9 protein-coding genes are annotated in these 20,231 nt (G+C 41.9%); 7 read left to right on the top strand and 2 right to left on the bottom strand.

All coding sequences use genetic code 11. From position 1 onward, the window contains the following. Positions 1–704: 704 nt before the first annotated feature. The 6 genes from FD723_RS19605 to FD723_RS19580 all read left to right on the top strand — a co-directional run bounded on the left by FD723_RS19605 (position 705) and on the right by FD723_RS19580 (position 17,798). On the top strand, positions 705–6,101 hold the full coding sequence (locus FD723_RS19605; RefSeq protein WP_179066829.1) for a type I polyketide synthase: 5,397 nt from the start codon (positions 705–707) through the stop codon (positions 6,099–6,101). A gap of 222 nt (positions 6,102–6,323) precedes the next feature. Next, positions 6,324–8,051 (top strand): SDR family NAD(P)-dependent oxidoreductase, encoded by a 1,728-nt coding sequence (locus FD723_RS19600; RefSeq protein ID WP_179066828.1) that lies wholly within the window; start codon positions 6,324–6,326, stop codon positions 8,049–8,051. A 213-nt stretch (positions 8,052–8,264) separates the two neighbouring features. Beyond that, on the top strand, positions 8,265–13,013 hold the full coding sequence (locus FD723_RS19595) for a PfaB family protein (protein ID WP_179066827.1): 4,749 nt from the start codon (positions 8,265–8,267) through the stop codon (positions 13,011–13,013). A gap of 224 nt (positions 13,014–13,237) precedes the next feature. Beyond that, complete coding sequence (locus FD723_RS19590) at positions 13,238–14,914, top strand: PfaD family polyunsaturated fatty acid/polyketide biosynthesis protein (protein ID WP_179066826.1); 1,677 nt, start codon at positions 13,238–13,240, stop codon at positions 14,912–14,914. A gap of 2 nt (positions 14,915–14,916) precedes the next feature. Beyond that, the gene (locus FD723_RS19585; protein ID WP_179066825.1) at positions 14,917–16,434 is read left to right on the top strand and encodes a thioester reductase domain-containing protein; all 1,518 of its coding nucleotides are present in this window, start codon (positions 14,917–14,919) and stop codon (positions 16,432–16,434) included. Between the two features lie 560 nt (positions 16,435–16,994). Continuing rightward, positions 16,995–17,798 (top strand): SDR family oxidoreductase, encoded by an 804-nt coding sequence (locus tag FD723_RS19580; protein ID WP_179066824.1) that lies wholly within the window; start codon positions 16,995–16,997, stop codon positions 17,796–17,798. A gap of 76 nt (positions 17,799–17,874) precedes the next feature. Here FD723_RS19580 and hetI read toward each other — a convergent pair whose 3' ends face one another. Next, positions 17,875–18,594, bottom strand: a complete 720-nt coding sequence (gene hetI / locus FD723_RS19575; protein WP_179066823.1) for a 4'-phosphopantetheinyl transferase HetI — start codon at positions 18,592–18,594, stop codon at positions 17,875–17,877. Positions 18,595–18,809: 215 nt separating this feature from the next. Between hetI and FD723_RS19570 the strand changes: the two genes are divergently transcribed. Beyond that, complete coding sequence (locus FD723_RS19570) at positions 18,810–18,977, top strand: hypothetical protein (protein ID WP_179066822.1); 168 nt, start codon at positions 18,810–18,812, stop codon at positions 18,975–18,977. A 97-nt stretch (positions 18,978–19,074) separates the two neighbouring features. Here FD723_RS19570 and FD723_RS19565 read toward each other — a convergent pair whose 3' ends face one another. After that, on the bottom strand, positions 19,075–20,139 hold the full coding sequence (locus tag FD723_RS19565; RefSeq protein WP_179066821.1) for a YheT family hydrolase: 1,065 nt from the start codon (positions 20,137–20,139) through the stop codon (positions 19,075–19,077). Positions 20,140–20,231: the final 92 nt, after the last annotated feature.

The following is a 20,231-nucleotide window of genomic DNA, read 5'->3' as shown; positions in this document are numbered from 1 at the left end:
AACTTTACTGGGTCAAGTACCATAAAATATGTTATCCCGGACGTTGAAACTAGCTATGACATTCATCAAGATACAGAACGTTGTCATTAACACCAGCTATATTGTTGTAGTTGGGCTAGATAATCAAACGGTTTCGGGTGAAAAAACGCTTCTGTTCTCTTAGCTACTCCTCAGTTTTCATCGCTCCAGTAGGATACCATTGCTCAAAACATTTTAGATTTTGGATTTTGGATTTTTTTGGTTCATCCTGTACTTATTGTAGGTGAAACAAATCTAAAAGACACTTTAAGACTCGCTAACACAAATCTAAAATCCAAAATTGATTGACCCAATATTAAGAGTCTAGCGTTGTATAACATTTTTTCGCGATGTCTACGACGGGCTACGCCTACGCTGTGTATCAAAATCGCCTTCTAAGGCTTTATGAGGGCAGTATGTATCGTGTGGTGTCGATTTGGAGGCAGATAGGATAGCTAGCAATACGGTTCGGTTAAAGGGGAAAGGGAAAAGGGGAAAGGGAAAAGGGGAAAGGTTTTGAATACATCCTTTAACCCTTCCCCATTCCCCAGACCACAAGGACAGTGAAAAATGCTTATCTGAACCGTATTGGGATAGCTAGCTGCTAACAAGACGAGAGATTTTGATTATTTAGTAGGCAACAGAAATTACTGTAGCTACACAATCCACAGTACTAACTATGCCCTATGTCTGCTTATTCAATTGATACTGCCTTAGCGGAGTTAGAGAGCCTTGTCAATAATTGTGAACAGGCTGTGATGAGGTCTATTGAGGAAAAAAAGATGAAGTCAGATAAGCCAAATAAATCAGTGTCAATCAACAAAATTAACAGACAATTACAACACAATCCTATCGCCATCGTTGGCATGGCTTCTCTATTACCTAAAGCTAGAAATTTACGGGAATACTGGCAAAATATTGTAAACAAAATTGACTGTATTACTGATGTTCCTTCCACTCACTGGAGCGTGGAAGATTATTACGATCCGAATCCCAGAACTACTGAAGATAAAACTTACTGTAAAAGAGGTGGGTTTCTTCCAGAGGTTGATTTTAACCCGATGGAATTCGGCATACCACCCAGCATTTTAGAAGTCACAGATGTATCGCAACTATTAAGTTTAGTGGTTGCGAAAGAGGCAATGGAAGATGCAGGCTATGGCGAAAAACGTGAGTTTAGCCGCGAAACTGTTGGCGTAATTTTAGGCGTGGCGATGGCCAAGCAGTTAGGAATGCCACTTTCAGCGAGATTGGAATATCCGATTTGGGAAAAAGCACTTAAAAGCAGTGGTTTATCTGACGAAGATACGCAAAAAATCGTTGAGAAAATCAAAAGCGCTTACGTTAAGTGGGATGAGAACGCTTTCCCTGGAATGTTAGCTAATGTAGTCGCGGGTAGAATTGCCAATCGCCTAAATTTTGGTGGGATGAATTGTGTAGTTGATGCCGCTTGCGCTAGTTCCTTTGGTGCTTTAAAAATGGCAATTAGTGAGCTAGTTGAACATCGTTCTGACATGATGCTAACTGGTGGTGTTGATACCGATAACACCATCATGGCTTACATATCCTTCAGCAAAACACCGGCGGTTTCTCCCAGTGAAAATGTCAAACCTTTCGATGCTAAATCTGATGGGATGATGCTGGGTGAAGGTATTGGCATGATTGTCCTGAAACGTTTGGAAGATGCTGAACGGGACAACGATAAAATCTATGCCGTAATTAAAGGTATTGGTACTTCCAGCGATGGGCGTTACAAGAGCATTTATGCTCCTCGCAAAGAAGGCCAAGTTAAAGCCTTAGAACGTGCTTATGAAGATGCCGGCTTCTCTCCTGCTACTGTTGGTTTGATGGAAGCACATGGCACTGGGACAATGGCTGGAGATCCGACAGAATTCGGTTCTTTAAAAGACTTCTTTGATGTACATGATGACAAAAAGCAGCACATCGCTTTGGGTAGTGTGAAATCACAAATCGGACACACAAAAGCGGCTGCGGGTGCGGCGAGTTTGATTAAAACTGCTTTGGCTTTACATCACAAAGTATTACCGCCGACAATTAACATCACTGAGCCAAACCCCAAACTCAATATTAAAAATTCGTCATTCTATCTCAATACCGAAACCAGACCTTGGATTCGGGCTGAAGGTGAAACACCAAGACGCGCGGGTGTAAGTTCCTTTGGATTTGGTGGTACTAACTATCACGTTGTTTTGGAAGAATACGAAGCTGACCAAAACCACGCTTACCGCTTACACAGTGGTGCTAGTGAAGTGCTGTTGTTTGCTCCTACGGTAGAGCAATTGTTGAGCAAATCAGAAGAGATTTTAGGTAAGTTGCGATCGCCAGATGCACCCAGACACTACTCACAATTAGTCAATGAGTGCAAATCGCCACAAATTCCCCTCTCTGCTCCCCGATTTGGGTTTGTAGCTGAAAATCTCGAAGAAGCTTGCAAGTTTCTGCAAACTAGCATTGACTGGCTGAAACTCAAAGGTTCAGCAGCATCTTGGGAGCATCCCCAAGGGATTTATTACCGCGCTTCTGGTATGGAGTTGGGCGGAAAAGTTGTCTCTCTATTTTCTGGACAAGGTTCGCAATACTTGGAGATGGGGCGCGAACTGGTGATGAATTTTCCTTTGATGCGCCGTCTGCATGGTTATATGGATAGCCTGTTGCTCAAAGATAATTTGCAGCCGCTTTCAGAGATTGTTTTTCCTCATCCTGTGTTTGGAGAGGCAGAAAAGAATGTCCAAATTGCTGCCTTGCAACGCACAGAATACGCTCAACCAGCCATCGGGGTGTTGAGTGCAGGGATGTACAGCATACTGCAACAAGCTGGATTTAAGTCAGATTTTGTTGCTGGTCATAGCTTTGGTGAACTAACAGCACTATGGGCTGCGGGAGTTTTGAGTACTGAAGATTACTTGTTCCTAGTAAAAGCTAGGGGTCAAGCAATGGCTGCACCTGAAGACCCAGATCATGATGCGGGAAGTATGCTGGCTGTCAAAGAAGACATCAGCAAAGTGGAAGCAGTGTTGAAGCAGTTTCCGCAAGTTGCGATCGCTAATCAAAATTCTCCCACTCAATTTGTCTTGGCTGGGCCGACCGCAGAAATAGCGAAAGTCAGAGAGATTTTACACGAGAAAGGATATACAGCTGTATTGCTACCTGTTTCAGCAGCGTTCCATACACCGCTAATCGCCTTTGCTCAGAAATCATTTGCGATCGCTACCAAGTCTGTCAAGTTCCAAACTCCGAAAATCCCTGTTTACAGTAACGTTACCAGTAAACAGTATCCCAAGGAAGCCCAAAATATTCAAAAAATCCTGGAAACGCACCTTTCCAACTCAGTGCTGTTTAAACAGGAAATTGAAAATATCTATGCGGCGGGTGGTACTTGCTTTGTGGAATTTGGGCCGAGGAGAATTCTCAGCAACTTGGTGAAAGAGATTCTTGGCGATCGCCCACACATCACCGTATCTTTGAATCCTAGCGTTCAAAAGAATAGCGATCGCTCCTTGCGAGAAGCAGTTGTGCAATTGCGGGTAATTGGCTTGGCTTTGAATAACCTCGATCCTTACCAACTTCCCCAAACTATTCCCCCAATTGAGACGAAGAAGACATTAAATGTGCGTTTAAACGGCATCAACTACAGATCCGAAAAAACGAAAAATGCCTTCGCTCTAGCTTTGCAGGATGGGCATAAAGTCACATTACCCACCCCCGAATATTCTGAAGCGGCTCCTTTATTTAGCAGCCCCGGTGTAACTCCACCTGTAGCAGTGATAGAGACTAACGGACATAAAAAACTTACCCCATCAATGAACGGTGTGACTGCTAGTATCATCACCCAGCCAGAGCAACAGATGAATCCTGTCACCCTGTCGCAACCAGCCCAGGAATCTAAGATGCAACCAACACCAGAAAAACTTACAAATTACGAACAACTTTTAGCAAGTTTAGAATATCTCCTGACACAGTTCCAGGAAAATCAAGCCGAGAATTTACAAGTTCACGGTACTTATCTCAACCATCAAATGGAATACGCCAAAGCGTTTTTCCAACTGATGCAACAGCAGAATTCCTTGTTGAGTGAAAGTAAATCAACAGCCGAAACTGCCAAAATGAAGCTAGTTGTCATGGAAAGCTTAGAGCGTAGCATGATGCAGTTTCACTCCCAACAAGGTGAAACCCTACGCATCCATGAGCAATATCTTCAAGAGCAACTGGAATATACTAAGAGCTTTTTCCAACTCATCCAGCAAGAGTATTCTCAAATCATCTCAGGTGAGGGAGCAACTCAACTAACAGAGAAACTCAGCAATTTCGCTCCATTCACCACAGAAGCACCAGTACCCGCCACTACCAAGATAGTAGAAAGCCAGCCTTTGCCTGTAACTAAAAATGGCTTAAATGTTACCCAAGCACCTCTGCCGGCTGCTGTAGAACCTGTAGTTGAAACTTCCTACTCCCCGCTTCCTACTCCCCACTTCGCCACTGTAGAGACAGTAGAGCCTGTAGTCGCGCCACCTGCCCCAGTTGTAGAACCTCAAGCCGAGGTTGTAGTCAAAATTAGCTCACCTCCAGCCAACGAAGTTGTTGCCTTCACTCCAGAACCAGCACCTACAACTGCTGCACCTGTATCTGGCGCAACCATCGATATTGTTGACTTGGATAAAAACCTGTTAGCCATCACCAGCGACAAGACCGGCTACCCAGTCGAAATGCTGGAAATGGACATGGACATGGAGGCTGATTTAGGGATTGACTCCATCAAACGGGTGGAAATCTTAGGGGCGCTACAAGAGATGTACCCCAACCTACCCAAACCCAATTTAGAAGAACTGTCAGAAAAACGAACCATCGGTCAAGTTGTCGAGTATCTGCAATCCCACGCTTCCAAAAGTGTTTCGGTAGAAATTGCAATTCACGAAGTACAACCAGCAACCGAGATTGCAGTAGAGGTTGCACCAGTAGTTGAGGTAGTCGCTGCACCGGAACCAAGCGTAGTTGTCGCATTCACCCCAGAACCAGAAGCCTCTCCCACTCCCGCTACAAGTGATGAATTTGCAAACTTAGGCGAAACCCTGTTAGCTATCACCAGCGATAAAACTGGTTATCCAGTGGAGATGCTGGAACTGGAAATGGACATGGAAGCTGATTTAGGAATTGACTCGATTAAACGGGTGGAAATCTTAGGGGCGATGCAAGAAATGTACCCCAACTTACCCAAACCGAATATTGAAGAACTCGGCGACCTCCGCACCATCGGTCAAATAGTCGATTACCTACAGCAGTTGGCTGGAGGTGAAAAAAAAAAGTCTGAACCTGAGTTTGTCCAACAGCAGCCACCGGAATTAGAGCATAATATCCAGCGCCATCTCGTCAAACTCAGAAGTCTACCACAGCCCGATTATTTGGATTTCACGTTACCAGAGGGACACATTGGTTTAATCACCGATGATGGTTCCCTCACCACTTATAAATTAACTGAATCCCTAATCGAGAAAGGCTGGAAAGTAGTAGTTATCAGCTTCCCCCAATCGCTCATCGCCCAACAAGCGCCTTTACCCACAGGAGTAACCCGCGTCACCTTAGCAAACTTGAGTGAAGAACATCTTCAACAACAATTGCAAGCGATCGCATCTCACTGCGGAACGATTGGGGCCTTCATCCACTTACATCCAATGTTTGTCGGAAATCACACCGGAAGTATTTCTTATAACGAATCAGAAAAGGCGATCGTCAAGCACGTATTTTTGATGGCGAAACACCTCAAACCTTCTCTAAACGAAGCCGCAAAACATGGACGTAGTTGTTTCTGCACAGTTGCTCACCTTGATGGAGCCTTCGGTTTAGAGTACAAAGTCAACTTCGGTGCGATCGGCGCTGGTTTATTTGGATTAACCAAAACTCTCAGATGGGAATGGCCAAAAGTATTTACTCGTGCGATCGATTTAAGCCCCAGACTTGATGCTAAACAGTCAGTACAAAATATCATCGCCGAACTTCATGACCCCAACCTTTATATAAGTGAAGTTGGCTACGGTTCACAAGGACGAGTCACCATTATCGCCGATTAATTAGTTCTTTGATATAGCAGTCCTATTTAAGTTGTGAAAATTCCTGTTTTTAACGAACCGCGAAGGCGCGAAGGGCGCGAAGAAAAGAAATAAACAGAGAATCTCATAAATCTTTTAGGGCTGCTATGGTGCATTCTTCTTATTCTCTTCCTTCGCGTTCTTCGCGTCTTCGCGGTTCGTATATCCAAAAAACCCAATTTATGCAGGTATTCACGAGGATTTATGACACAAACAGCCCAGCTTAGTCCATCATCTGTCTTTGTCGTGAGCGGCGGTGCAAAAGGGATTACGGCTGAGTGTACTATCAGATTAGCCCAACAGCAACCCTGCAAATTCATCCTCCTCGGTCGCTCCGAACTATTAGAAACCGAGCCAGATTATGCCCAAAATTCTGATGACTCCGCATTGAAAAAATGCATCATGGAAAATCTTCTTTCTCAAGGAGAGAAGCCTACACCCATGAATGTGCAAAAAATATATAACAAAATTACCTCCAGCCGCGAGATTAAAAAGACCCTAGCAGCAATTGAAAAAACCGGAGCTAAAGCCGAATATATCAGCGTCGATGTCACAGATACGCCAGCTTTACAAGAAAAACTTGCCACTGCTGTGCAACATCTCGGCCCAATTACCGGAATCATCCACGGTGCGGGAAACTTAGCTGATAAGTTAATTGAAAAGAAAACAGAAGAGGATTTTGAAAAAGTTTATACCGCCAAAGTTCAAGGTTTAGAAAACCTGCTAACTTGCGTCAACCCTAATCAACTTCAGCATTTAGTTTTGTTTTCTTCAGTAACAGGCTTTTACGGAAATCCTGGACAATCTGATTATGCGATCGCAAATGAAATTCTGAACAAATCAGCCCATATATTTAAGCAAAGTTATCCCTCATGTCATGTAGTCGCTATCAACTGGGGCGCTTGGGACAGTGGCATGGTGACAGCAGAATTAAAGAAGATTTTTCAAGAGCGAAAAATTGAAATAATTCCCATTGCAGTCGGGGCGCAAATGCTCGTTAAGGAAATGAATAATTCCAACCATGCAACCGCACAAGTTGTGATTGGTAGTCCACTAGTTCCCCTGGCGGCGGAGTTAGATTCAGAACTACGAACTTATCGGATTCGTCGCCAAATGACATTGGAGGCTAATCCATTTTTGCACGATCATACGATTGCTGGTTCTCCAGTTTTACCAGCAACTTGTGCAATGACCTGGATTATTAATGCTTCTGAACAATTATATCCTGGTTATCGGTTGTTTAATTACCAAGATTTTAGAGTTTTAAAGGGGATTACTTTCAATGAAACATTAGCAAAGGAACATATTTTAGAAATAGAAGAAATTTCTAAAGTTAATCTTGAAAGAATCGAACTTAAAGCCAAAATTTCAAGTAAAAACCCACAAGGCAGAATCCATTTTCATTTTAGCGCCCAACTCAATCTCCAGCGAGAAATCCCAGATGTACCCACTTATGAATCTCTCAATCTCAAAGAAGATAATATCATCACCGCTACAGGAAAAGATTTTTACCAAAATGGTGGGGCTACATTATTTCATGGCCCGGCTTTCCAAGAAATCAAAAGAGTTTTAAACATCAGCCCTGAAAAAATTACTACAGAATGTCTGTGGCCAGAACTCAGCGCACAGGAACAAGGACAATTCCCCGTGCAATGGGTTAATCCTTACACCACTGACTTGAGTATGCACGCCTTATGGGTTTGGACACAACACTTTCATGAAGAAGGTTGTTTACCTGGAAAAGTAGAAAAATTTGAACAATTTGCAATGATACCACATAACGAAACATTTTACGTTTCGTGTGAAGTACTATCTAAGACACCAAGTAGTGCGATCGCAAACTTCATAATACACGATCGCCAGGGAAAAATATACTCAAGAATGCTCGGCGCTCACGCCATTATTTGGTCAATGAAAATGCTCAGAAGCTAGTTTAAAACTCAACACCTATAGCAGTCCTAAAATCTCTGTAAAATTCTTCCTCTTCTTAGCGTCCTTTGCGTCCTTTGCGGTTCGTTAAAAACAGAATTTTTCACAACTCAAATAGGATTGCTATAACTTGCCTCGTTCAAAGTTTGGGGAACAGCGTAAATCCTGCCTTTTAATTATCTCTTGCTAAATACCCAAACTCGGAGCATATAAATCGTGGAAAAAATAGCCATCATCGCATTATCATGCCTATTCCCCGATGCAAAGAATCCTGAAGAATACTGGCAAAACATCGTTAATCAAAAAGATTCGACATCCTCTGCAACCGTCGAAGAAATCGGAGTAGATCCGACAATCTTTCATAATCCAGTCAAAGGTACACCAGACAAAACTTATTCCCTCAAAGGCGGTTACATCCGCAACTTCCAGTTTAATCCATCTGAATACAATCTACCATCAGAATTTGTTGATAGCTTAGATAACACCTTCAAATGGTCATTGTATGCCGCTAAACAAGCAATTGAACAAAGTGGTTATTGGGGTAATCAAACTGTTCTGGCAAAATGTGGCGTAATTTTAGGTAATTTGTCATTCCCGACAAAACTATCTAATCAATTATTCTCTCCAATTTACCAACAAGCTATTAATCCTGCTGTCAGAGAACTTTTGCAGGATGAAGACTTTAATTTAGCTGTACCAAGTGCAACTAAAGCATCTTTATACAATGCGATGATATCTGGTTTACCAGCATCTATCGTAGCTCAAGCTTTATCGCTATCCCAGATTAATTTATGTCTGGATGCTGCTTGTTCGTCATCATTTTATGCGATTAAACTAGCATCTCATTACTTATGGTCACACAAAGCTGATGTTATGTTAGCTGGAGCAATCAGTTGTGCAGATTCCCTATTCGTGCGGATGTTATTTTCCGGTGTTCAAGGGTATGCAGAAAACGGTATCAGCCGTCCCTTAGATAAGTCCTCTAGAGGATTAATTCCCGCCGATGGTGTTGGGATGGTAATGCTGAAAAGATATTCTGATGCTCTTAGAGATGGCGACAATATTCTTGCCACTATCTGCGGTAATGGACTCTCGAATGATGGCAAAGGGAAGCATTTATTAAGTCCGAATCCTAAAGGACAAACCTTAGCTTTTGAACGAGCCTACAATGAGGCAAATTTCAGTCCAAAGAGCATCGATTATCTAGAGTGTCACGCCACTGGCACATTGCTAGGAGATACAACCGAATTCAATTCCATAGAAACATTTTTTGGTCAACATCAAGCTGCACCTCTAGTAGGTTCTGCTAAGGCAAATACCGGTCACTTGTTAACTGCTGCCGGCATGGTTGGCTTGACTAAAGTGGTTTTGAGTATGTCTCATGGTGTAATTCCAGCAACCATGAATGTTTCGGAACCGTTAACATCAGAAAAAGGTACAATTTCCGCCGACAAAATTGTTAGAACAGCTACGGCATGGCCTAATAATAATGCACCAATTAAACGGGCAGCTATTAGCGCTTTTGGTTTTGGCGGTACTAATTCTCATCTGATTTTAGAACAAGGAACTACAACAGAATCAGTTGAATCAACTCCACCTGTTCCACCTACCAAAGTTGCCATTGTCGGCATGGATGCCTTTTTTGGTAACTGCAATGGGTTAGATGCTTTTGAACGCAGTATTTATGATGGAACACAGCATTTTACTTCTCTACCGCCTCAAAGATGGCATGGTATAGAAAATCAAGAAAGTATCCTGAAAGAGTACGGTTTACCAGACGGGAAAGCACCAGTAGGGGCATACATCAAAGATTTTGAAATCGATACTTTATCGTGCAAAATCCCACCGAATGAAATTGAGAAGCTAAACCCACAACAATTGTTGCTTCTGAAGGTTAGCGATCGCGCCGTCAAAGATGCGAAACTACAGGAGGGTGGCAATGTGGCTGTGATTGTTGCTGCCGAGACAGAATTCTCTGTGCATCAGCTACAGCAAAGATGGAATCTATCTTGGCAAGTTAAAGACGGCTTACTCAACCAAGGAATTTCTCTACTTGCTGAACAGCTTTCCCAACTGGAAACCATTGTTAAAGATAGCATTCATCAACCTGTAGAAATCGGCGAATATGTGAGTCACATCGCCAACATCATGGCGAGTCGGATTTCAGCTTTATGGAATTTCACTGGCCCTGCATTCACCGTCAGCGCTGGCGAAAATTCCGCCCTCAAAGCGTTGGAAGTTGCCCAAATGCTACTTGCTACGGGAGAAGTTGATGCAGTCGTTGTGGGTGCAGTAGATTTAGCCGGCGGTGTGGAAAATGTCTTATTCCGCAGCCAATTTGCACCAATTAATACGGGTGTCAATACCTTGGGTTATGACCAACAAGCTAATGGCTGGACAGTTGGCGAAGGTGCTGGTGCTGTCGTCCTCAAGCGCTACGAAGCTGCTAAGGAAGATAATGAACGCATCTATGCAGTAATTGATGCCATGAGTTTCGCACAAGGTAATTCTACTTTGAGTGACGCTTTGGTAAAACCTGATGCTTCAGCTATCAGTGATGTCTGCAAACAAGCCTTCCAGATGGCAGATATTCAACCCACAGAAGTTAACTATGTGGAAGTCTTCGGTAGTGGCGTTCCCCAGGAGGATGAAGCCGAAATCACAGGTTTACTCCAAGCTTATCCCAAAGTGGGCAATGGTCTGCACTGTGCATTAGGTAGCGTCAAAGCCAATATCGGCCACACCTATACAGCATCGGGAATTGCTAGCTTAATCAAAACCGCTCTCTGTCTTTATTACAGGTATATTCCCGCCACCCCGAAATGGTCTGGTGTCAAAACACCGCAAGTATGGGAAGGTAGTCCTTTCTATGTGGCGATGGAATCAAGACCTTGGTTTGTCGATAAAGGCGGTACACGCAGAATAGCAGCAATTAATAGCATGGCTATAGATGGCAGTTACGCCCATTTAATCTTGTCGGAGGAACCCAGCCAAGAGGAGCGCGATAACAGATATTTGCAACAAATGCCTTTTCATCTGTTTCCGATCGCAGTTAGCGATCGCACCACCATCTCCGATCTTCTCAACAATCTCCAACATACCATAGAAGCGAGTTCTTCTTTATCAGCTACCGCCAGCGAGACATTTGCTACCTTTGAGCAGCATTCTAATCCAAAATACGTCTTATCAATTACAGGACGTAACACAAAAGATTTACTCAAAGAAATTGAATCTGCCCGCAAAGGTGTAAATAATGCCTTTGAAAACGGTACAGATTGGCAAACACCTTTAGGTAGTTATTTCACAGCGAAACCATTGGGTAAAACTGGAGCAGTTGCTTATGTTTATCCCGCAGCAGTCAATTCTTATATTGGCATTGGTCGTACCGTCTTCCGGTTATTTCCGAAAGTCTTCGAGGATTTAAAAAGTAATAATCTTTACAATCGGGCTGCCGATGTTGAAAAGCTGGTTTATCCCAGAAGCTTACCTAAGTTGACAACGAGGCAACTAGAAACTCTCGAAAAGCAATTGTTAGATGATTCACTGGCAATGTTTGAAAGTGAAATCGCCTTTGCTAGATACATGACAGCAATTTTCCGAGATGATTTTAAAGTCAAGCCGCAATCTGTATTTGGGTATAGCTTGGGTGAAACTAGCATGATGGTTGCCCAAGGAGTTTGGAGTGATTTTGAAGGTGGAAGTAATACCTTAAACTCATCACCTTTATTTGGTGATAAGTTATCTGGGCCGAAAAATGCGGTGCGTGAATATTGGGGATTAACCGATTCACCAAACAACAATTTTTGGAATACCTATGTTCTCATGGCTACTCCATCGCAAGTTAGAGAATGCCTGAAACATGAAAATCATGTCTACTTAACTCAAATCAACACACCAGAAGAAGTATTAATCGCTGGTGAAGATGCAGCCTGCAAGCGAGTGATTCAAACTTTAGGTTGTAATTCTTTCCCTGCTCCCTTCGACCATGTGATACATTGTGAAGCGATGCGATCGCAGTACGAGGAAATCAAGAAGGTAAACAGCCTACCATCACAAAATCTTCCTGGGATTGTGTTTTATTCTGCCGCCGATTATCAACCAGTTGCACTTGAAAGAGATACCATTGCTCACAACATTGCCAAAGGATTGTGCCAAGAACTTGATTTTCCGCAATTAGTAAATCGTGTCTACGGCGATGGTGTCAAAATATTTCTAGAAGCAGGTGCAGGTAGTGTCTGCTCACGATGGATTGATAAAATTCTTGGCAACAAAGAACATATCACAGTTTCTCTGAATCGTAGAGGGATGGATGACCATGCTTCGATGGTTAAAGCATTAGCAAAACTACTCAGTCATCAGGTGAATGTAGATTTATCACCACTGTATAGTAAAGCTCAAGAAACGGCTAATTCCAATAAAGCAACATTGAGAACAGTTACCTTGGGTGGGAAAGCGATCGCTGCTACAATTTTGAGCGAAGAAAATCGTAAACTTGTTGAAAATTTGGTTGAGGATATTAAGTGCGATCGCTTCAAAATACAGCATCCAGATATACCTAATATCCAACAATCTGAAATCACAGATTATCTTAACACTTCCAACCACATAATCCAACAAGAAAGTCATTCCCCTAACATCTTGCCTCAGCCAGAAGAAGTAAAACCGAAAAATATCATTGATAACGTTTTTGAACCGAAAGAACAATTACAATCTTCTGAGTCAAGCGCAATTAGACAGCCAATTCCTGTTTTTTCTCCACCCATCAGAACTCAAAAAATTAGTAGCATCATCAGCATGTTCGATTTAAATAAGACTCAGTATCAAAAGCTCAATGCTAATAATTCAAAGATAACTAAAGCACACACAGCCTTCTTACAAGCTAGACAAGATTACAGTCAGCAAATGAGCGAAATCATTCAATTGCAACTAGCTTGCGCCCAAAACTTGCTTAACGAAGAATCTTAATATTTCATACCAATTCTCTCTAAATCTTCTCTTCCTTCGCACCCTTCGCGTCCTTCTCTAACGAGACGCTGCGCGAACGCGGTTCGTTTAAAAATTATTACGTGCATCTCCCAGAGAATTGGTATTACTCTCTTACTCTGTGCCCTCTGCGCCTCTGCGGTTCGTTAACAGAGTCCACACCCTTCATATCATCCATTGTTTGTATAATCCGAGGGATAACTACCGTGACAACCGTAGATACGGTACTAAGTAAACACGATAATGGTCTTAACTTCTCCACTTGGTCGCATAACAAAAACCAAGTTTGGAAAGGTTCTTTAGAAACTGTATCTTTCGAGAAACAAACCATCAAAGATAAATTGATGGTGTTAAATAAACCTTGCTACATCGTGAAAGTTGCCGGAAAAATCGGTGTCACTAACGAGGGTTATTTATCCCCTGGTGATAATGGCACAACAGCACAAGTAGAACTGCTGACATTTGCAGCACCAATCCGCATTCAACAATTTGGAGATCCCAATTTTCTCTCCTCTCATGGAGTGAAATATGCCTACGTTACCGGCGCAATGGCTGGCGGAATTGCTTCTGAAGAAATGGTCATTGCACTCGGAAAAGAGCAAATTTTGAGTTCCTTTGGTGCAGGTGGTTTAACTCCAGAACGTTTGGAAGCAGCCATAAATCGCATTCAAGAAGCTTTACCGCAAGGGCCCTACGCATTTAATTTAATCCACAGCCCCAACGAACCTGCGAGTGAACGCCGCGCAGTGGATTTATACCTGAAATATCAAGTGAGAACAGTAGAAGCATCTGCATTTCTCGACTTGACCCCCAACATTGTTTATTACCGTGTTGCGGGATTGGCATTAAATAACGCCAATCAAATTGAAATCAAAAATAAAATCATTGCCAAAATTTCTCGCCGAGAAGTTGCGACTAAATTTCTGCAACCAGCACCAGCCAGAATAATCAAAGAACTTCTTGAACAAGGGTTAATTACTGAGTTACAAGCAACCCTTGCAGCCAAAGTTCCGATGGCTGATGATATTACCGTCGAGGCTGATTCTGGAGGACATACAGATAATCGTCCTCTGGTTTGTGTGTTACCTTCTATTATTGCCTTGCGAGATGAAATTCAAGCGCAATATCATTATCAAACACCCATTAGAATCGGCGTTGCAGGGGGAATTGGTACACCACAATCAGCATTAGCAGCCTTTATGATGGGTGCTGCTTATGTAATGACTGGCTCAATTAATCAATCATGTGTTGAATCTGGGGCTTGTGAACATACCAAAAAGTTACTAGCCCAAGCTGAAATGGCTGATATGATTATGGCCCCAGCAGCAGATATGTTTGAAATGGGAGTCAAATTGCAAGTTCTCAAACGGGGTACAATGTTCCCCATGCGAGCGCAGAAATTATTTGAACTCTATCGCGCTTATGATTCGATTGAAGAGATTCCTTTGGCAGAAAGGCAGAAATTAGAAAAACAAGTTTTTCGCAAAACTATTGCCGAAGTATGGGAAGGAACTGCGGCTTATTTATCCCAAAAGAATCCTGAGAAACTTGGGAAAGCAGTCAATAATCCTAAACTGAAAATGGCATTGATTTTCCGTTGGTATTTAGGATTATCTTCTCGCTGGTCTAGTTCTGGTGAAAAAGGTAGAGAAGTCGATTATCAAATTTGGTGTGGCCCGGCAATGGGCGGTTTCAATGACTGGGTACGCGGTTCCTACCTGTCTGAACCAAATAATCGTGGTGTAGTTGATGTTGCTAATCAAATTATGACTGGTGCAGCCTTTTTGTACCGTGTCCAAAATTTGAAAATTCAAGGGCTGCAAGCTTCCGATTATTACAGTCAGTATCACCCTGTTCGTTCTACATCATTGTTGGAGATTTAAAAATGACTATAAAACAGTCTTTCACAGCAGACGATATTCAAATATTTTTGGTATCTAACTTAGCTAAATTGCTAGACGTAGCAACTGATGAAATCGATGTCAAAGAACATTTAGAAAACTATGGCTTGGATTCAGCCCAAGCAATGATTCTAGTAAGTAACTTAGAAAAGTTGCTAGGATTTCAACCCTCTCCATTGCTGCTGTGGCATTACCCAAATATTGAAGCTCTTTCACAGCGTTTAGCTGAAGAAGTGCAAGAAGGTTCACCAATTCAAGATACAAAGGTGGTAGCTTCTAATGCCAACGCTGCACCCTCTGTTTTAGATTTAGGTGCTGAGGCTGTTCTTGACCCCACCATCCATCCTGGTGCTGCATCGAATGTAGCTATAGGTGAACCCAAGAACATCTTTTTAACTGGAGGAACAGGCTTTTTAGGAGCTTTTATCATCCGGGAATTGCTACAAGAAACCAATGCGGATATCTATTGCTTGGTGCGTGCTGCTAATGCCGAGGAAGGCAAAAGCAAACTCCAAAAAAATCTGGAACAATATGCTATTTGGCAGGAAGAATTTACCTCCAGAATTATTCCGATTGTCGGCGATTTATCTCAACCATTGTTAGGTATTGGTTCAGAACAGTTTCAAATCTTAGCTGCAAATATTGATACCATTTATCATAGCGCTGCTTTGTTGAATTATGTTTTCCCATACTCAGCACTGAAAGCAGCCAATGTTTTAGGCACTCAAGAAGTTTTGAGATTAGCTTGTCAAATTAAAGTCAAGCCTGTACATTACGTTTCTAGTGTTGCTGTTTTTGAATCTACTGCTTATGCTGGCAAGGTTGTCAAAGAACAGGATGATTTCAATCATTGGGAAGGGATTTATCTTGGTTACTCACAAACTAAATGGGTAGCTGAAAAGTTAGTTAAAATTGCCCGTGACCGTGGACTTCCTGTAACTATCCACAGACCACCGCTGATTTCCGGTGATAGCAAAACAGGTATTTGTAACACACATGACTTTATCAATTTGATGACCAAGGGCTGTCTGCAAATGGGATATTTCCCTGATGTAGATTATATGTTGGATATGTCACCTGTTGACTATGTAAGTAAAGCCATTGTTTATCTATCACGCCAAAAAGAATCCATAGGTAAGGCTTTCAATTTACAACATCCCCAACCCGCTGCTTTGAAAATGCTAGTTGAGTGGATACGCTCTTTTGGTTATTCAGTTGAGATGATTCCTTACGAAAAATGGCAATCAGAGTTAATCAATAATGTGACTTCTGCTGACAATCCTTTATATACTCTGCGACCATTTTTACTTGAGCGCTGGTCTGATGAACAACTGACTATTCCTGATTTGTACTTGCAAGCTAGAAGACCCCATATTAGCTGCCAAGACACTCTTCATGCACTAGCAGGTAGTTCTATTGCTTGTCCTCCCATTGACTCTCAATTGTTTATGACTTATACCGCCTACTTGATTCAAAGCGGCTTCTTGAATCTCGCTTCGTAATTCATAACTTGCGTAGGATGTCTTATGAACGGTAACGCACTGTACCGGATACTTTCGGTGTGTTACTGCTTCCATAATGCACCCTACAAAATAATTTTATTTAGTCGATGTTTTTTAAAACTCAGTACTACTGAACAGCCAATATTTCAGATGCCAGCAACAACTTATACACTAACAGCGGCAATATAATTGCCCTGTTTTTTTATGCTCAATCATGTAAATTTTTAGTATTCACCCCTTGACAGAAGTAATTGAGGATAGAATGGTTAGTATCAGGCATAAAAGTTTGATTTTGCCTGCTGGCTTGTGTAGAGTAATCAAAAGTCAACGCTAGCAGTCTGAAATAACCAAACTTCTTTAATGCCTAACTTCTTCGATGCATAAATCCTAAGTTTACGTTTGGACTACTACATTTGTCCAAGGCATCACACAAGCATTTGAAAGGGTAATAACTCAAGATGTTTCTTGTAGGTTGAGATATTACGCGTACTTAATTCTAGAACAAGAATCACTGTAAATGCAACGCAGCTTCATCAAATTGATTTCACTAATATTCTTACATGAACACAACACATCAAGGACAGAGCAAAAAAACTGCTCTTATTACTGGCGCAGCCGGTGGAATTGGCTACGAGTTAGCATGTATTTTTGCTGCTCATGATTACAATTTGGTCTTAGTAGATAGAAACAGACCAAAGCTAGTAGAAATTGCAGCTAAATTCCAAGAAAAATTTGGAATTTTTGTAAAAGCGATTGTTAAGGATTTATCTATATCAACAGCTCCTGAAGAAGTTTTTACAGAACTGCAAAAAGCCGATATTAATGTTGATGTGCTGGTAAATAATGCTGGATTTGGTATCTATGGATTATTTCACGAAACAGACCTAGCTACTGAATTGGAAATGCTACAGGTAAATTTGGTGTGCCTCACCCATTTAAGCAAGCTATTTGTAAAGCACATGGTAAAACAAGGTGAAGGTAAAATATTAAATGTTTCCTCGGCTGCTGCTTTTCAACCTGGACCTTTGATGGCAGTTTATTTTGCGACTAAAGCCTATATCTTATCTTTTTCAGAAGCGATCGCTAATGAGTTAGAAGGTACTGGTGTCACTGTGACAGTTCTTTGCCCAGGCTCAACCGCATCCGCTTTTCATGAAAGAACCGGAATGGCTGACTCTAAGTTGCTCAAGGGTAAGAAGATGATGGATGCACGAACAGTAGCTGAAGTTGGTTTTCGTGCCTTAATGAAGGGTCAAACCATTGTCATTCCTGGTTTACTCAATGCAATACTTGCAAAAAGCGTCAGATTTGTACCTAGAAACTTGGTGACAAAAATTGTGCGAAATATGCAGGAGGATAAGTAAGCTGGTTGTCATTTGTCATTGGTCATTTGTTCGCAAAATTTCTCTTGTTTCACCCAGGAGATGAGCTTAGTCAACATCAGTATTGCCAACACTTCAAATCCCAGCCAAAATTCTCTACCGCAACAGCAGCAACATAATTGTTTGTAGGTACTAATTCAAAAAGACTCCAGTCTTCAGTTATCTGTAACTTGGCTGGTTCTGTGGGAGTCAGCAACACTTCAATTTGCTCTAACTGGGATAGTCCATCTCCAGTTGCTTTTAAATAAGCTTCCTTACAAGTCCAGTAACGGAAAAATACTTCTTGCTGTTGGTTGGGAGATAGCGATCGCAACATTTCATATTCTCTCGGTAAAAAGAACCGTTTGGCAAGAGCTTCCAAGTCAGACATCGGACGAATATATTCTAGGTCTACACCAATTGGGCGAGTACAATTCACCGCACACAAACCCAAATCTTGGGAGTGAGACAAGTTAAACGCCAGTCCACTATCGGCAAATGTATCTGCTAATACTGGTTTACCACGCTGTTGATAATTAAACTGAACTTGTGACGGTTTAATATCCAAATAGCGACCTAATATAGTTCGGAGACTACCGCGACCAGCGATGAAATGCTGTCGATGCTTGGGAAAATAGAATCGTTCAGCACGAGCTATTTCGTCACTGGAAAGAGTTGCAGTTAAATTTTGTAGCTGTGATTCTGGTTGGTTAAGGTCTATGCGCCAGACATGAATCTCATCCTGTAATAGAGTTAAATCTGTTGGTGCAGGTTGCCAAATATCATTAGAACCGATCATTGGGTCAAAAAGTCAAGGGAGTTGTACTCTAATAGTTTGTTTAATTACGACGATTATTATGGATGGATTTATGAGATTTTTCACCTCATTTACCTAAAATCTGCTGTATCTCTTCACTGGTAAATAGTTTATCTCCGAAAGTGTTAAATCTGGAACAAAAAAACCTTGCAAAAGCTGGTTAAAAACTATTAGAACAACTTTTTTGGTGAGGATGAATGATTATTAATTTGCGATACTTTGCCTTTTTTCTTCTACTACTGGCAGCACTGCTATTAGCAATTAGGCAAATGAGCATTGCTTTAGATGAACTAGATATTGAACGCTTTACCCTCTGGACAGGTATTGCTTCTATCATTGCTGGTTTACCAATGATATTGTGGTAGCTTCTGGTCAACCCTTTCGGGGAATTAAAAATTAAGAATTAAAAATTAACATCCCCGTAAATAAATTTAGTTGCTTTCAAGTCAGGACGAGGTATTTCTAGGCTATTCGCTTTTCCTCCAACCATTCTAAAACCCGATTCCATGCCCACCAAGGATCGGAATCCTTTACTTGGCGCTGACACTCTTTGCTACTCAAATAGCCAACATGACCGCCGTATTGAGTCAGGAACAAATCTATTGCGGAATTGCGATCGCACGCTTCTTGTAATTCCGGTATGATAGCTGGGTCGAAAAGTGGGTCATCAGCAGCATATAAAATCAAAGTTGGTTTCGAGATTTGGGGCAATATTTGTAAAGCACTACTCGCTTGGTAATATGCTTCCACAGAAGGAAAACCTAGTCGGTTAATTACCAGTTCATTGTCAAAACCCCAAATACTATTCGCCCGTTCAATCGCTTCTGGGTCAAGACTTCCCGGATGGGCATCATGTATCCGCCACGCCAGTTTTTTTAAATTCTGGGCAATCCCGGCTTCTAAATATCTACCTAAGGGCTTTGTAACTAGATAAGATAGCGATCGCTGTGAATCCAAACTCGGACATATCACCATACCACCGCCAATATCACTATCCTCTAGTCCTAAATCTTCATACTCCCTAATCACCTCACCAGCCACCTTCACCGCCCATAGTGCCAATTGCCCTCCTAAAGAAAACCCCGTAAACCAAAATTTTCCTGGACACCCCATTGCCTTTGCAGCGGCAGCAATGCGAACAAAATCTTCTCCCTCATACAAACCATCAGAGGTGAGAGTCGGCGACAATTCGGCCGTTTTGCCGTGGGCCCGCCAATCAAATAACACCACAGCATATCCTTGAGCGTAAGCTTTACGTCCTAGCACTCTCAAAAACCATTCTGTTTTTAATTCTCCGGTAATGCCATAAGTACCGATAATCGTGCTATGAGCATTTTCTGGGATAGCAACCAAGCCAAAAATTGGCACACCTTGGCCACCAACAAAGATTTTCTCGTGATAAGACGGTTCTGGGTCTTTAGTAGTACTTTGCCAGTTACGTTTTCCCCACAAAGCGGTGTATACAGTCATCATCACACCGTTTTGTAAAAACCAAGACGGATTGTAGGGGGGAGTATAACACATCATAGACTATAAGATTTCGTGTAATTGAGTCTTGATTTCACAGTCATTTAATCTTAATATTTATGTAAGATTTAAAAACTTTTTCATCATTGATT

Origin of the sequence: Nostoc sp. C052, from assembly GCF_013393905.1 — a bacterium.
Classification (GTDB): domain Bacteria; phylum Cyanobacteriota; class Cyanobacteriia; order Cyanobacteriales; family Nostocaceae; genus Nostoc.
This window is presented reverse-complemented; position numbering and strand designations above follow the sequence as displayed.

Bases quoted from the DNA above. Each gene is read 5' to 3' on its own strand.
- FD723_RS19605 (WP_179066829.1), top strand. From the start codon at position 705: ATGTCTGCTTATTCAATTGATACTGCCTTAGCGGAGTTAGAGAGCCTT.
- FD723_RS19600 (WP_179066828.1), top strand. From the start codon at position 6,324: ATGACACAAACAGCCCAGCTTAGTCCATCATCTGTCTTTGTCGTGAGC.
- FD723_RS19585 (WP_179066825.1), top strand. From the start codon at position 14,917: ATGACTATAAAACAGTCTTTCACAGCAGACGATATTCAAATATTTTTG.
- FD723_RS19580 (WP_179066824.1), top strand. From the start codon at position 16,995: ATGAACACAACACATCAAGGACAGAGCAAAAAAACTGCTCTTATTACT.
- hetI (WP_179066823.1), bottom strand. From the start codon at position 18,594: ATGATCGGTTCTAATGATATTTGGCAACCTGCACCAACAGATTTAACT.
- FD723_RS19570 (WP_179066822.1), top strand. From the start codon at position 18,810: ATGATTATTAATTTGCGATACTTTGCCTTTTTTCTTCTACTACTGGCA.
- FD723_RS19565 (WP_179066821.1), bottom strand. From the start codon at position 20,139: ATGATGTGTTATACTCCCCCCTACAATCCGTCTTGGTTTTTACAAAAC.